The organism is Phenylobacterium sp. RIFCSPHIGHO2_01_FULL_69_31 (genome assembly GCF_001824475.1).
Lineage (GTDB): Bacteria > Pseudomonadota > Alphaproteobacteria > Caulobacterales > Caulobacteraceae > Phenylobacterium.
This window is the reverse complement of sequence record NZ_MHXN01000015.1, coordinates 1-13,522: the sequence shown is the minus strand read 5'-3', so window position 1 is coordinate 13,522 and position 13,522 is coordinate 1. Positions and strand designations below refer to the sequence as shown.

General features: G+C 69.2%; 14 protein-coding genes. 11 read left to right on the top strand and 3 right to left on the bottom strand.

All coding sequences use genetic code 11. The annotated features are described in order from the left end of the window. From A2790_RS11550 to glk, 4 genes are all read left to right on the top strand, one after another. On the top strand, window positions 1–595 hold a 595-nt coding region (locus A2790_RS11550), incomplete at its 5' end, for a J domain-containing protein (RefSeq protein WP_293391500.1). Continuing rightward, window positions 595–924, top strand: coding sequence for a chaperone modulator CbpM (locus A2790_RS11545; protein ID WP_293391498.1), 330 nt, complete (start codon window positions 595–597; stop codon window positions 922–924). The genes A2790_RS11550 and A2790_RS11545, both read left to right, overlap by 1 nt. Before the next feature lie 91 nt (window positions 925–1,015). Further along, window positions 1,016–1,285, top strand: a complete 270-nt coding sequence (locus tag A2790_RS11540; protein ID WP_293391495.1) for a hypothetical protein — start codon at window positions 1,016–1,018, stop codon at window positions 1,283–1,285. After that, the gene (glk, locus tag A2790_RS11535) at window positions 1,286–2,389 is read left to right on the top strand and encodes a glucokinase (RefSeq protein ID WP_293391492.1); all 1,104 of its coding nucleotides are present in this window, start codon (window positions 1,286–1,288) and stop codon (window positions 2,387–2,389) included. Here the strand turns inward: glk and A2790_RS11530 are convergent. After that, complete coding sequence (locus A2790_RS11530) at window positions 2,304–2,870, bottom strand: helicase (RefSeq protein WP_293391489.1); 567 nt, start codon at window positions 2,868–2,870, stop codon at window positions 2,304–2,306. The genes glk and A2790_RS11530 overlap by 86 nt on opposite strands. A 101-nt stretch (window positions 2,871–2,971) precedes the next feature. Here A2790_RS11530 and A2790_RS11525 point away from each other — a divergent pair, with 101 nt between their 5' ends. Then, the gene (locus tag A2790_RS11525) at window positions 2,972–3,220 is read left to right on the top strand and encodes a helix-turn-helix domain-containing protein (RefSeq protein WP_293391486.1); all 249 of its coding nucleotides are present in this window, start codon (window positions 2,972–2,974) and stop codon (window positions 3,218–3,220) included. Window positions 3,221–3,277: 57 nt separating this feature from the next. Beyond that, window positions 3,278–3,925: an SOS response-associated peptidase gene (locus tag A2790_RS11520; RefSeq protein WP_293391483.1), complete on the top strand. Its 648-nt coding sequence runs from the start codon at window positions 3,278–3,280 to the stop codon at window positions 3,923–3,925. 69 nt (window positions 3,926–3,994) lie between these two features. Here the strand turns inward: A2790_RS11520 and clpB are convergent, their stop codons facing one another. Together clpB and A2790_RS11510 are read right to left on the bottom strand one after the other, a co-directional pair. Continuing rightward, entirely contained in the window at window positions 3,995–6,601 is a 2,607-nt protein-coding gene (gene clpB / locus A2790_RS11515; RefSeq protein ID WP_293391480.1) for an ATP-dependent chaperone ClpB, read from the bottom strand. 162 nt (window positions 6,602–6,763) lie between these two features. Beyond that, entirely contained in the window at window positions 6,764–7,696 is a 933-nt protein-coding gene (locus A2790_RS11510) for a YfdX family protein (RefSeq protein WP_293391477.1), read from the bottom strand. Window positions 7,697–7,981: 285 nt separating this feature from the next. On the opposite strand from A2790_RS11510, the gene A2790_RS11505 reads away from it, so the two are divergent. From A2790_RS11505 to A2790_RS11485, 5 genes are all read left to right on the top strand, one after another. Then, the gene (locus A2790_RS11505; RefSeq protein ID WP_293391475.1) at window positions 7,982–8,821 is read left to right on the top strand and encodes a universal stress protein; all 840 of its coding nucleotides are present in this window, start codon (window positions 7,982–7,984) and stop codon (window positions 8,819–8,821) included. A 95-nt stretch (window positions 8,822–8,916) separates the two neighbouring features. Beyond that, window positions 8,917–9,210, top strand: coding sequence for a YdbL family protein (locus A2790_RS11500; protein WP_293391472.1), 294 nt, complete (start codon window positions 8,917–8,919; stop codon window positions 9,208–9,210). Window positions 9,211–9,391: 181 nt separating this feature from the next. After that, window positions 9,392–10,381, top strand: coding sequence for an ATP-binding protein (locus tag A2790_RS11495; RefSeq protein WP_293391469.1), 990 nt, complete (start codon window positions 9,392–9,394; stop codon window positions 10,379–10,381). A gap of 10 nt (window positions 10,382–10,391) precedes the next feature. Beyond that, the gene (locus tag A2790_RS11490) at window positions 10,392–12,731 is read left to right on the top strand and encodes a S8 family peptidase (protein WP_293391466.1); all 2,340 of its coding nucleotides are present in this window, start codon (window positions 10,392–10,394) and stop codon (window positions 12,729–12,731) included. A 195-nt stretch (window positions 12,732–12,926) separates the two neighbouring features. Beyond that, complete coding sequence (locus A2790_RS11485; RefSeq protein WP_293391464.1) at window positions 12,927–13,148, top strand: hypothetical protein; 222 nt, start codon at window positions 12,927–12,929, stop codon at window positions 13,146–13,148. Window positions 13,149–13,522: the final 374 nt, after the last annotated feature.

Sequence of the window (13,522 nt, the reverse complement as noted above, 5' to 3'; positions counted from 1 at the left end):
CGACATCTTCTCGCAGTTCTTCACGCGGGGCGGCGGAGACCGGTTCCGCAATGTCCGGATGCGCGGGGGCGACATCCGCTACCACCTGCGGGTCGATTTCCTCGACGCCGTGCGCGGCGCACGTCGCACCCTTACCCTTCCCGACGGCTCACCGATGGACATCGAAATCCCGGCCGGCGTCGAGGACGGCCAGGTGCTTCGGGTCCGCGGCAAGGGCGCGCCGGGCCTGAACGGCGGCGAGCCGGGAGACGCCTTGATCGAAATGGAAATCGGCGAGCACCCGGTGTTCCGGCGGGAGGGCCGGGACATCCACGTCGACCTTCCGATCTCGATCGACGAGGCGGTGCTGGGCGGCAAGGTGGAGGTGCCGACGCCCACCGGAAACGTGACCATGACGGTGCCCGCCGGCGCCAGCAGCGGGCGAACGCTGCGGCTCCGGGGGAAGGGCGTCCAGGGCCGGACCAAGGGCGACGAGCTGGTCCACCTCAGCGTCGTTCTGCCTGAACGCATCGATCCGGAACTGGAAGACTTCATGCGGCGCTGGCGCGAGCAGCACCGCTACGACCCGCGCCGGCCGATGAAGGGAGCAGCGTGATGTTGGGCGAAACCGAAGTGATCAGGCTGATCCAGGGTCTCAGCCGCCGCCGGCTCAGGCAGTGGGTGCAGGCCGGCTGGGTGCTGCCTGCGCGGGGCGAGCGGGGCGCAAGCTTCAGCGAGATCGACGTCGCGCGGGCCCGGCTCATCCTGCACCTGCAGCGGGACATGAAGATCGGCGCTGACGCTGTGCCGATCGTGCTCTCGCTGATGGACCAGGTCTATGGGCTGCGCCAGGAGCTCCGGCGGCTGGCGCGCGCCGTGGAAGCCCAGCCGGACACGGTCAAGCACGCGATCCTGCGTTCGGCGGGCGGAGGCTCGTCCCGGTGAAACCTTCGCGAGCTCGTCGCATCGCTGCACTTGATCCCCATCAAGTCCAAGGCGGGCGACCGCGGCAGCATGCGCGGGGATGGAGCCGATGATGACCGTGCTGCAGGCAACCGACACCGCGGCGGCGAGCGACGCCGCGCTGGAGTCCTCAGACCGACCGGCCAGAAACCCCGCGAGGGGCGCAGGCCAGTCGGACGTCACGCTGTTCGAGGTGGCGCCGGAGGGGCGCTCCTGGCTGATCAAGCATAACCGCGGCGTGCTCGGTCGTGTGTCCGACAAGGCGGAGGCGATCCAGATCGCCATCGGGCTCGCGGCCTGGTGCGAGTCGGAAGGGAGGCTGGTGAGCATCCAGGCGAACTAGGTGTCGGCGGCGCGTGAGTTCGACCATGCCTATTCGGGCCTGATCGCCGATCTCGGCGGCACCAACGCGCGGCTCGCCTTGGTGGACCGCAGCGGACGCGTGCACGCGCGGCGGGCCTACCGCGCCGCCGAGTTTACATCGGTCGAAGCCGTCCTCGGGCGCTACCGCGAAGACGCCGCCGTCCCGGGCTTCCCGTCGGCCGCCGTGCTTGGCGTCGCCGGCCAGGTGGCGGACGGGCGGGCTCGGTTCACGAACCTGGATTGGGAGGTCGATGCGCCCGCGCTCCGCGAGACCTTTGGGTTCAGGACCCTGGAGCTCATCAACGACTTCGTGGCCCAGGCTCTGGCCGTGCCGGAGTTGGCGGACCAGGACTTGCGGCCGCTGGGTCCGCCGCGCTCGCGCCAGCCTGGGGTGGTCGCGGTCATCGGCGCCGGCACCGGCTTCGGCGCGGCCGTCTTGGTCCCCGGCCGTGACGGCGACATCCCCATCGCGTCCGAGGCTGGCCACACCGGCTTCGCGCCGACGGACGAGGTGGAGCTGGACCTCTGGCGAGGCCTGAAGGCGCGTCATGGCCGGGTATCGATCGAGCGGGTCCTTTCAGGACCGGGGCTGGTCGCGATCTATGAGCGCTTCTGCGAGGCCAGCGGCGCCCGCCCGGCAGCCACCCAGCCCGCGCAAGTGGTGGCCGCGGCCGGGGAGGGGAACGCTGCAGCGTGCGAGGCGCTGGAGCGGTTCGTCAGGATCTACGGACAGGTCGCCGGCGACCTTGCGCTCACCTTCGGCGCGTCGGGCGGGGTCTATCTCTCCGGCGGCATCGCCCCGAAGATCTATGAGTGGCTGAACACCGGCGCCTTTCGGACGGCGTTCGAAGGCAAGGGGCGGCTCACCGCCTACCTGCAGAACACGCCCACCTTCCTGGTGACCCATCCCGATCCGGGCCTGCTCGGCGCCGCGCGCAGGCTGCGCCAGCTCCAGACGGCCGACGCGACGTCCGGCGCAAATGGTGCGGCTTCGCGCGTCAGACCTGTCCCGAGACGTCCTTCAGCCCCGACGAGGGCATGCCGCTCGCAGTCCAGGCCTGAAGGTCGCTTCTCACCCCCCTGACGAGCGCGTTCGCCTCAGGGTGCTCGTCGGCGACGATGAGGCGCTCCACCACCTCGAGCCGCTCGGCCAGCTCTGTCAGGTCCGACGCCCCGTCGACGGGCAGGCGCCCGATAAGGGCTTCCCGCTTCTCGAAGAGGACCTCCAGGCAACCGTCGATATCGCGCAGCTCCCGCACCCAGGGCAGCGCCTGCTGTTCGGCCGGCGACAGCTCGCACCATCGATGCTCTCGCACCAGCCAGGCCTCGAGTCGGGCCCAGCGCGTCTGCAGGCGCTCGATCTGGGCGTCGATGCGCAACCAGCTCCGGACGAGATGGCCGCCGGTCGGGCTCCGAAGTTCGGGCGCGGCCGGCGGGAGGCCCGCTGGGCCGGCGATCGGTGCGGCGACCGGGACGGCGACGGCCGAAGCGCCCGCCAGGAGCGTGCGGCGCGACACCGCGCGCACGGACGCGCCGCCGCTCTCCGCCTGACGACGTGAGCCCATGACCTGAACCTGCTAATCACGAGAGATTAGTTTATGATCATGCTCCGGGCGGCAGGCTGTCAAATTAAAATGCTCATGCGAGATAATATTCTGATCACGCCATGCTGACGGCTGCGCAGATCCGCGCGGCCCGGGCTCTGCTCGGCTGGAGCCAGCCGGCCTTGGCCGCAGCGTCCGGGCTCTCGCTGCCGACCATCGTCAGAATGGAGGGTCGCCAAGGGCCCGGCCGAAGCGCTGCGGCGAACGTGGACGCTGTCCAACGGGCGCTGGAGGCGGCCGGCGTGGCCTTCATCACCGCGGACGCGGCGACCGGCGCGGGTCCAGGCGTTCGACTACGGGATGGCGGCTAGCCGGCCGGCGATCGGAGACCAAGGGGGCGGCTTGCCCCGCGACGCATGGAGACGCTGATGTGCGGAAGGTTCGACACCTCGCACCTCTACTGGCGAGACATTCATGAGCAGCTCTCGGGCTTCGGAACGGTGAAGACCGAGCCCCTGAACCTCGCGCCTGATCCGGACGTGCGCCCGACGACGCCGCAGCTCACCGCGCGCTGGGACGGCGAGGGCTGGCAGCTCGAGAAGATGCGCTGGGGCCTGGTCCCGTTCTGGCGCAACGGCAAGCCGCTGAAGGACACCGTCAAAGGGGCTGACGACGGCTTCAAGCTGACGACGTTCAACTGCAAGGTCGAGACCTGCCACAGCGCCAGCACTTTCCGCGACGCCTTCGCCAAGCGCCGCTGCATCGTGCCGGCCAGCGCCTGGTACGAGTGGACCGGGGAGAAGGGCGCCAAGGTGAAGCACCGTTTCGCCCGCGCCGACGGCCGGGCGATCTGGTTCGCGGGCCTCTGGGATCGCTGCGCCACCCCTGACGCTGGCGAGATCCGCAGCTTCACCATCCTGACCGGCCCTTCGGCGGGCTGGCTCTCGCAGTACCACGACCGCGCGCCGGTGATCCTGGAGCCGGAAGAATGGAGCGCCTGGCTCGATCCGGCCCAAGACGCAGAGGCCCTCTTCAGGGCGGTCCGTCCCGAGCGGTTCGAACTGCGCGCGGCCTGAGCGGCGGCAGCTCGGTCTCGAGCCCGATGGCGGCCGCCGCACCCATCGGCCGAGTGCGGCGGCCTCGGGTCAGGCGGCTTGCTGGGCCAACTCCGGCCCGTTCGGCGTCAAGGTCAGCTCGCCGTCGCCCTGCGTCACCCGAACGCTCGCGCCATCTCGCACCTCGCCCTTCAGGATCATGTCGGCCAGCGGATCCTGCAGGTAGCGCTGCACCGCCCGCTTGAGCGGACGCGCACCGTAGACCGGATCGTAGCCCACGCGGCCGAGCCAGGCGCGCGCCTCGTCGGTGAGCTCGAGGGTGATCTTCCGGTCCGCCAGCAGCTTCTGCAGCCGCTCCACCTGAATGTCGACGATCGGTCCCATGTGCTCGGCGGCCAGCCGGTGGAAGAGGATGATCTCGTCCAGACGGTTCAGGAACTCTGGCCTGAAGTGCGCGCGCACGACCTCCATCACCTGAGGCTCGACGCTCTCGACGTCCTGGCCCTCCGGCAGGTTCGACAGGAAATGGCTGCCGAGGTTGGAGGTCAGGATGATGAGGGTGTTGGAGAAATCGACCGTATGGCCCTGGCCGTCGGTCAACCGCCCATCGTCGAGCACCTGCAAGAGGACATTGAAGACGTCGTTGTGCGCCTTCTCCACCTCGTCGAAGAGCACGACCTGATACGGCCGACGCCGCACGGCTTCGGTCAGCACGCCGCCTTCCTCGTAGCCGACATAGCCGGGCGGCGCGCCGATCAGGCGGGCGACGGCGTGCTTCTCCATGAACTCCGACATGTCGATGCGGACCATGGCCGTGTCGTCGTCGAAGAGGAAGCCGGCCAGCGCCTTGGTGAGCTCGGTCTTGCCCACGCCCGTCGGGCCGAGGAACAGGAACGAGCCGAGCGGCCGCTGCGGGTCCTTCAAGCCCGCGCGGGCGCGGCGGACCGCCTTGCTGACGGCGGAGATCGCGTGCGACTGCCCGATCACCCGTTTGCCGAGCGCGTCTTCCATGTGGATGAGCTTCTCGCGCTCGCCTTCCAGCATCTTGTCCACCGGAATGCCGGTCCAGCGCGAGACCACGCCGGCGATGTCCTGCGCGGTGACCTCTTCGCGCAGCATGGCGCCTTGGCTCGCGGCCTGGGCGTCGGCGAGCTGCCGCTCCAGCTGCGGGATCACGCCGTAGCTGAGCTCGCCCGCCCGGCCGAGGTCGCTGCGCCGCTGCGCCTGCTCGAGCTCGAGGCGCGCTTGGTCGAGCTGTTCCTTGAGCTTGGCTTCGGCCTGGATCTTCTCCTTCTCGGCCTGCCACCGCTGCGTGAGGGCGGCGGCTTCCTCCTCGATCTCGGCGAGCTCCTTTTCGAGGGTGGCGAGCCGGTCCTTGGACGCGGCGTCGGTTTCCTTCTTGAGAGCTTCGCGCTCGATCTTCAGCTGGATGATGCGCCGATCGAGGGCCTCGATCTCCTCAGGCTTGGACTCCACCTCCATCCGCAGACGCGACGCGGCCTCGTCCATGAGGTCGATCGCCTTGTCGGGCAGGAACCGGTCGCTGATGTAGCGATGGCTGAGGGTTGCGGCGGCGACGATGGCCGCATCGGTGATCCGCACCCCGTGGTGCAGCTCGTACTTCTCCTTCAGCCCGCGCAGGATCGAGATGGTGTCCTCGACCGTGGGCTCGTCCACATAGACCGGCTGGAAGCGGCGCTGCAGGGCGGCGTCTTTCTCGACGTGCTTGCGGTATTCGTCCAGCGTCGTGGCGCCGATGCAGTGCAGCTCGCCTCGGGCCAGGGCCGGCTTCAGCAGGTTGCCGGCGTCCATCGCCCCTTCCGATTTGCCGGCGCCGATCAAGGTGTGCATCTCGTCGATGAAGAGGATGATGCCGCCTTCGGCCCCCTTGACCTCGTCCAGGACGCCCTTCAGGCGCTCCTCGAACTCGCCGCGGTATTTCGCGCCGGCGATCAGTGCGCCCATGTCGAGGGCCATCAGCTTGCGGTCGCGCAGGGTGTCCGGCACGTCTCCGTTGGCGATCCGGATGGCGAGGCCCTCCACGATCGCGGTCTTGCCCACTCCTGGATCGCCGATCAGCACGGGGTTGTTCTTGGTCCGCCGCGCCAGGATCTGCACCGTGCGCCGGATCTCCTCGTCCCGGCCGATCACCGGGTCGAGCTTACCGGCGCGGGCCGCCTCGGTCAGGTCGCGGGCGTACTTCTTCAGCGCCTCGTAGCGGTCTTCGGCGCTGGCGGTGTCCGCCAGCCGGCCGCCGCGCAGCGCATCGATCGCCTTGGACAGCGCCTCAGGCTTCACGCCGGCCGCCGACAGGACCCGCCCGGCCGGGGAACTGGCCGCGATGGCCATCGCCAGCAACAGGCGCTCCACGGTGACGAAGCTGTCGCCGGCTTTCTGTGCGACCTGTTCGGCCTGGTCGAGGAGCCGGATCGCGTCATTGTCGAGGCCTGGCGGCTGGGAGGCGCCCGCGCCGGTGACGGCGGGGATCTTCGCGAGGGCCGTGTCGACCTCGCGTCCAGCCAGCTCCGGAGTGCCGCCTGCCGAGCGGATCAGGCCGGCGGCCATGCCTTCCGGGTCCTCGAGCAGGGCCTTCAGGATGTGCTCCGGCGCGATACGCTGATGGTTGAGGCGGACAGCCACGCTCTGGGCGGCCTGCAGCATGCCCTTAGCGCGGTCGGTGAATTTCTCGAGGTTCATGAGACTCTCTCCTGCCGCTTCTTCGGTGTTGAGTTAGGGCGCTCGCTCCGGCGCGCCAGACGTGGCGAACGGCGCGATGCGACCACGTGAACGGCGGGGCGCGAGCCCGCCGCCAGCGACCTCCGGGGCGAGGAGCGGGCCCCGAAGCTCGCCGCGCGTCTTCTAGGACTCCGCCTGCTTCTGCTCGCCCTTCAGCCTCGCCACCACGTCTTTGAGGCGGGTCTGCATCCGTTCGAGCGCCGCCTCGATGTCCGACCCGGACTTGGCCCCGCCCTCCAGGCTTCGGATCTCCGCTAGCAGCGCTTTGCGGGTGTCCTTGTCGCCGTAGCCAAGATCTTCCGTCCGCTCCAAGGCCTCGCGCGCCGCTGTGAGATGCTGCGCCCGGCGTTGCGCATCCTTGTCGGCCTTCGCCGCGTCCACGGCGGTCTGAGCGACGACCAGGGGGAGGGGCGTGACTTCGTCGATCATCACCAGGGTCGAGCGCGCCCGAGCCAGCACGTCGGCGGCCCCGGCGTTCTTCTGCTGGTCAAGCAACGCGGCGGCCTGGGCGAGGGCGGCCGGATAGGTCCCGAGCGGGATGTGGTAGGTGCGGACGCGGATTTCGCTTCGCAGCGAGTCGAGGATCAGCCGCGCCTTCGGCAAGTCGTCGGCGATCACCGACAGCTGGAGACTACGCCGCATCCGCTCGATCCGATCCTCGTCCGCGGGCGCGGAGTCGATCACATGGACCTCCGCCGAGGCGGGGATCAGCGCATTGGCCGGATTGCGGCCGACCAGGATCTGCGCCTTGCCCGCCGCCGCCTCCAGGGCGGCAAGCGCGCCGGGGCGGTCTCCGGCCGCAATGCGCGCTATGGCGCGGTCGGTCTCCGCGAGGACGGCGATGGCCTCCGCATCCAAGGCGCCCTCGGCCGCGGTCTCGGCCTCGGCGCGCTGGCGCTCGTAAGGGCCCGCGCGGGAGCCTGCCGGCGCCGCCGCTGGCGCGCCCGTCGCTTCCGGAGCCGCGGGACTGTCACGCCATGGCCTCCAGACCAGCAGTGCAACCACGACCAAGACCAGGATGACGCCAAGTACGATCCAAACTCGCTTCGAGCGCATGTTCTCCTCCTGAGGGCGGCCCAGCTGGCTGGGCGCGGGGTCACGAAAACGCGCTCGACTGTCGCCGCTCTCGGAGGGCGCAGCTTGACCGGCGTCAAGTTGGAGGGCTCGCCGGCCGCATCCGGCGTGACGCGCCGGGCTCAACTCCAGATCGCACTGAGGGGATTGAACGGGCCCGCGCCCGCCCTTTCTTGACCAAGGTCAAGATGGGTCGCGCCCCGCGCTCCTCCTCTTACGTCGGAGCCGGCGCAGGCGGGACCGACGGATGGTTGGGAGCAGACGTAGATGAGCTTGAAGCAGATACTCGTACAAGCGGGCGTGGACGAAGGGGCTGGGCGGCGCGCGGCGATCGCCGCCGACCTGGCGAGCCGTTTCGACGCCGATCTTGCGGGCGTATTCCTCTCCCCCGCCGCGCCCTCGGTCTATCTCGGGGCCAGCGCGGAAGTCGCCCCGCCAGCCTCGGTGATGAAAGACCTTACCGAGGCCCACAATCGGACTGTGCTGGCGAACGCCAAGGCTGCGAAGGCCACGCTGGAAGGCGCAGCGAGCGGGAAGGCGATCGCCTGGCGTGAACTGGATGGCGGCGCGCCCAACGAGCTCATCGAAGCCGCGCGGGGGGCTGACCTCCTCATCATGCCCGGGCCGCCCGAGAACACCCGCGAAGGCGTCTTCGCCCCGGCCGACACGGTGGCGCTGAACGCCGGCGGACCCGTCATCGCCGTTCCAGACACCAGCAACGCCACCCGTGTTGGCCGCAACATCCTCGTGGCCTGGAACGGCAGCCGGGAGTCGGCCCGGGCCCTGAGAGACGCCCTGCCTCTGCTCAGCAAGGCCGATCAGGTCTCGGCGGTGATCGTGGACCATCCAGCGGCCGCCCGTGACGCCGAGCAGACGCTCCAGGCCTTCCTGCAGCGCCACGGCTGCCGGTCCGTGAACGTCCAGCGCCTGCCCGAGGGCGGCCGCCCGGCCAGCGAGGTGATCCTGCAGCACGCCGCCCACGTCGCCCAGGCGGATCTCATCGTCATGGGCCTCTACGGCCATTCGCGGATTCGGGAGTTCATCCTGGGCGGCGTCAGCCGAGAGATGCTGGACGATTCGCCCATTCCCCTGCTGCTCTCGCACTAGCGCCGGGGTGGACGATGGAAGGTCGCTGTTGCCCGACGAGACGGGCTGCGGTCGCGTCGATCGCCATTGTCGCTGGCCTCGGACCGGGGTTCGCCTTGGCGCAGGCGCCGTCGGCCAAGGCGTTGGTCGACGCGGCGAAAGCCGCAGGAGAAGTCGGCGAGCAGGCGGACGGCTTTCTCGGCTTCGTCACGACGCCGGCCGATGCGGCGCTGCAAGCCGCCGTCGAGGAGATCAATGCCGGACGGCGGCGCGTCTATGAGGAAACGGCCGGGCGCAACGGCGTGACGCCCGAGGTCGCCGGCGTCGCCGCGGCCAAGGCCCTGCGGGACACCAGGCTCAAGCCGGGTGACTACTACAGGGACATCGACGGCGTCTGGCGGCGCAAGTAGCCCCGCGGCCCACGGCGTAGACCCTTCGGCGTTTGCGGCGCTATCGCTCGACGGGCGTACGGTCGCGGCCATCCGCCCCCTCGCGCAGCGGCATGGTTGACGCCATCTTAAGCCCTGGCGCCGAATGGTCGGGGCCTCGGAATTCCACTAACGTCCCGCGGGGCATCGAAGACGAATCGTCATGGCGCGCGGCGAGCTGATGAAGAAACTGCTGGCGAGCTACGGCCGGGACGACGAGTTCCGGGCCGTCGCCGAGCAGATCATCCTCGAAGAGGAACAAAAGAACAACCGCGTGCTCGCCCGCTCGCTTCGCAGGACCCTGGATAACGCCCAGCCTGCGACGCCCGCCCCGAGAGCCCTGGCGCCCCTGATCCCGTTCCCGGACGCCGCCAGCGACTTCGTCGAGCGGGTCGAGCCGGAGCACAACAAGAACGACATCGTGCTCAGCGATGAGAACGTGCGCGTGTTCGTCGACCTGATTTACGAGTTCCGCCGAGGGGATGAAATCCGTCGGCGCGGCCTCGAGGTTCGCTCGAAGCTGCTGTTCTGCGGACCTCCCGGGTGCGGCAAGACCCTCTGCGCGGAGGTGTTCGCGGCCGAGCTCGGGCTGCCCCTCTACGTGGTCAAGATCGATCGGCTGATCTCGTCCTACCTCGGAGAGACCGCGGCCAATATCCGCAAGATCTTCGAGTTCGCTCGGAAACAGCCCTGCGTCCTGTTCCTCGACGAGTTCGACGCCCTGGCGCGGGCGCGCGACGACACCAGCGAGCACAATGAGCTGCGGCGCGTGGTCAACAGCCTGCTGCTGTTCATCGACCGCATTCGTCCCAAGGGCTTCATGATCGCCGCGACAAATCTCGACCAGTCGCTCGACTCGGCGATCTGGCGCCGCTTCGACGAGGTGATCTGGTTCGACAAGCCCGACCGGCAGATGATCGAGCGGTTCCTGAAGCTGAAGTTCAAGAACGTGGCCCTCGACTTCGACCCACTCGCCCAAGCGGGCAAGCTCGAAGGCTATTCCTACGCCGAGATCGAGCGCGTCTGCGTCCAGGCCATCAAGTCGGCCGTCATCCACCGGCGCAAGACCGTCCGCGAGCAGGACCTCCGCCGCGCCATCGCCGATGAGGTTCGCCGCCGATCCGGAAGGGCGCGCCTGAAGGCCTCGGACTGAACAGGCCGGCATGGCGCGGCACGACCACTTGCGGCTCGTCCGCCTGCCTGAGCAGCTGGAGCGCCGCAAGCGGCCTGGCGGCGGCGGCGCGCCCGCGCGGGATCCGGGTCACCACAGCGGCCGGCTCGAGGCCGAGCTCACGGCAGCGGTGGAAGAACAGCAGCGCCGCCGTCGACCAGAGTTCGTCGATCCGTCCCTGATCCTTCGCGTTCGCATGAACGGCATGACGCTGGAGGAAGACTGGGAGCGTCTCGGCCTGACGGTGCTCTCCACCGATGAGGACAAGACGCTCGTCCTGTTCGCTTCCGAAGATGATCTTCGCGGCTTCCGCGAGCGCCTCGCCGCCTATGCGCGGGGCGTTCCAGACGGGCAGGCCTCACCAGCGTACAGCGGGTTCATCAATCGCGTCGAAGAGATCGCCGCGGTGACCCCTCGGGACCGCATCGGGATTCGTCTCCGCGAGGAGGGCTTCTCCGAGCCTGCAGACTTTGTCGATGGTCGCGAGTTCGTCCTGGACCTGGAGCTCTGGGACTTCGGGCGCCGTGAGGCGCGAACGCGCAAGCTCGACCAGATCGCCAACTATATCGAGAGGCGGGAAGGGGAGGTCCTGGACCGCTATGTCGGCCCGTCGATCACGATGTTGAGGCTGCGCGCCAACGGGTCGGTCGTCAGGACGTTGCTCGATGTGGAGGAGGTTGCGGCTCTCGATCTCCCGCCTGAGCCGGATGTGGCCATCGGCGAGGCGTTGAACCTCACGCTGGAAGAGCTTCCGGCCCTCGCCCCTTTGGCGGACGACGCGCCCATCATCGGCGTCATCGACAGCGGGGTGAATGATCACCCGCTGCTGGCCGACGCCATCGTGGGAGCCATAGGTGCGCCGGCGAGCCTCGGCACAGCCGACGAGTGGGGCCACGGCACCCGGGTAAGCGGCGTGGCGCTGTTCGGCGACCTGCGGGCGCAGCTCGAGGCCGGGCAGCTCGCGAGAACCGCCAGGCTGGCCGTCGCCAAGGTGATCAACGACCGCGGCGGCTTCGACGACCGTCGCCTCGTGCCGACCCAGATGCGTGAGGCGATCGCCGGCCTCCACGGGCGGTTTGGCTGCCGCATTTTCGTCGTGGCGCTTGGTGATCCAAAGCGTCCGTATGACGGCGGCAAGGTCGGCCCCTGGGCGCAGACGCTGGACGAGTTGGCCCGCGAGCTCGACGTCCTGATCATCGTCTCGGCCGGGAATCGCGCGCCGCGCGGCGGCAATCGGATCGAGCAGGCGGTGACAGAGTACCCGGGGTATCTCACCGAGCCTGCCAATCGCATTTGCGAGCCGGCCGGCGCCATGAACGTCCTGACCGTCGGCGCCTTGGCGCACGGAGAGGGGCTGGGGCCGGAGTTCGCCGACGACGTGCATGTTCGGCCGATCACGCGGGCGCTGGAGCCAGCCCCGTTTTCCCGCGTCGGCCCGGGGATCGGGGGCTCCACGAAGCCGGACCTGGTGGATGTCGGCGGCACGATGGTGTTCGACCCCATGGTCGGGCGGCTGCGCCTCGGCGAGGATCTCGCTTCCGCCGGCGTGCTCACCCTCCATCATCGCTTCCTGGACCGGCTCTTCACCGCGGGCTCCGGCACGTCATACGCAGCGCCCCTGGTGGCGTCGAAGGCGGCGCGGCTCCTGGGCCGGTTCCCGAACGCGTCAGCCAATTTGATGCGGGCCCTTCTCGCCGGCGCCAGCGAGGTCCCGCAGCCGGCGGAGCTGCGGCTGCAGCCGCTCGGCAACGACACCGTGAGGGCGGTTTGCGGGAATGGCCGGCCCAACGCCGAACGCGCCGCCTACTCGGACGACCATCGCGTGGTCCTGTTCGCCGAGGACGAGCTGCCGCTGGACCATTTCGCCGTCTATCAGGTTCCCATACCCGAACTCTTCCAGGGAGGAGGGCGGCGCACGATCCGGGTCAGCCTCGCCTACGATCCCCCGGTCCGCCATACCCGCGCCGACTATGCTGGCGTCGGGATGAGCTTCCGCCTCGTCCGCGGGTGTGATCCGGCGCTGATCTTCGATCACTTCCGCCGTCGCACCCAGGCGGAGGGCCGCCGCCCCGATCTCGACAATCGGTTCAACTGCGGCATGGAGCCGGGGCCGCGCGAGCGGGAACGCAACACCGTCCAGACCGCCAGCGTGACGTTCACGCGCGACACCGACGCCTACGGCGGCTCCTACCACCTGGTGGTCCGATGTGAAGCCGGCTGGGCGGCCTCGTTCGAGACGCGCCAACGCTTCGCCCTCGTGGTGGAGATGCAGCACCAGCCCGAAGTTCAGCTCTATGCCCGCCTCCGCGCCCAGGTTCGCCTACCTGCCTGAAGACGATCCGGATCGCGCTGCAGTCGATCTCGATCTGCCCCTCCGCATACTTGGCTGAGCCGGAGCACGAACCCTGCCTCCCGACGCTTGCGGGCCCACTCAAGCGACCTAAATCGACCAAGGCTACGCTTGCGCAGGAGAGGAGGAACAGCGGTGCTTCATCCCATTTCGGTCGTCCCTACGGAGGCGGGTTGGATGGTGCAGTCTGAACAGCTCGCGGCGCCGTTGGTGTTCCGATCGGGCGCGATGGCGGAAGACGCGGCCTGGCGCATCGCACGGGCGCTCACGGACAAGGGCGCCTGGGCGGAGATCAAGGTGACCTCACCCGACTACGTGCGGCTGAGCCGCTTCCTATGTCCCCCGGCGTCGGTCAGCGACGGGTCATGCACGCTCCCGGAGTTCGCCACGGCGGCATGAAGAAAGGAACGTCGGGGGAGGCGAGGTCGCTCGGTCTCTAGCCTTGGGAGCGGCCGAGGCGCGCACCTATATACCTCTGCCTGCTCCCTCCCATGTCACCGTCGGCCTGTCTCTACGCGGGCGGTCAGTCCCGCGAGATAGACCATGTCATCAGCATCGGCCCCGAGTGACACGCCGGACGAGGTGCTGGCCCGCTTCGATCGCGCCGGCAGTCCTGTCGACCTGACGGACGTGGCTGAAGCACTGCGAGCCGGTGCAGCCGAAGGTGAGCCAGAGCTATGGGGGGCGCCTCAGGGTTTGTTACACGGCCGGCGCTAAGCCGGACAGACGGTGAACAGACCCAATGCCCGTGTCCGGGTGGCTTCCTCGGGCCA

Excerpts from the sequence above, each read along its gene's own strand:
- A2790_RS11545 (WP_293391498.1), top strand. The coding sequence starts at position 595 with ATGTTGGGCGAAACCGAAGTGATCAGGCTGATCCAGGGTCTCAGCCGC.
- A2790_RS11540 (WP_293391495.1), top strand. The coding sequence starts at position 1,016 with ATGACCGTGCTGCAGGCAACCGACACCGCGGCGGCGAGCGACGCCGCG.
- A2790_RS11530 (WP_293391489.1), bottom strand. The coding sequence starts at position 2,870 with ATGGGCTCACGTCGTCAGGCGGAGAGCGGCGGCGCGTCCGTGCGCGCG.
- A2790_RS11525 (WP_293391486.1), top strand. The coding sequence starts at position 2,972 with ATGCTGACGGCTGCGCAGATCCGCGCGGCCCGGGCTCTGCTCGGCTGG.
- A2790_RS11520 (WP_293391483.1), top strand. The coding sequence starts at position 3,278 with ATGTGCGGAAGGTTCGACACCTCGCACCTCTACTGGCGAGACATTCAT.
- clpB (WP_293391480.1), bottom strand. The coding sequence starts at position 6,601 with ATGAACCTCGAGAAATTCACCGACCGCGCTAAGGGCATGCTGCAGGCC.
- A2790_RS11510 (WP_293391477.1), bottom strand. The coding sequence starts at position 7,696 with ATGCGCTCGAAGCGAGTTTGGATCGTACTTGGCGTCATCCTGGTCTTG.
- A2790_RS11505 (WP_293391475.1), top strand. The coding sequence starts at position 7,982 with ATGAGCTTGAAGCAGATACTCGTACAAGCGGGCGTGGACGAAGGGGCT.
- A2790_RS11495 (WP_293391469.1), top strand. The coding sequence starts at position 9,392 with ATGGCGCGCGGCGAGCTGATGAAGAAACTGCTGGCGAGCTACGGCCGG.
- A2790_RS11490 (WP_293391466.1), top strand. The coding sequence starts at position 10,392 with ATGGCGCGGCACGACCACTTGCGGCTCGTCCGCCTGCCTGAGCAGCTG.
- A2790_RS11485 (WP_293391464.1), top strand. The coding sequence starts at position 12,927 with ATGGTGCAGTCTGAACAGCTCGCGGCGCCGTTGGTGTTCCGATCGGGC.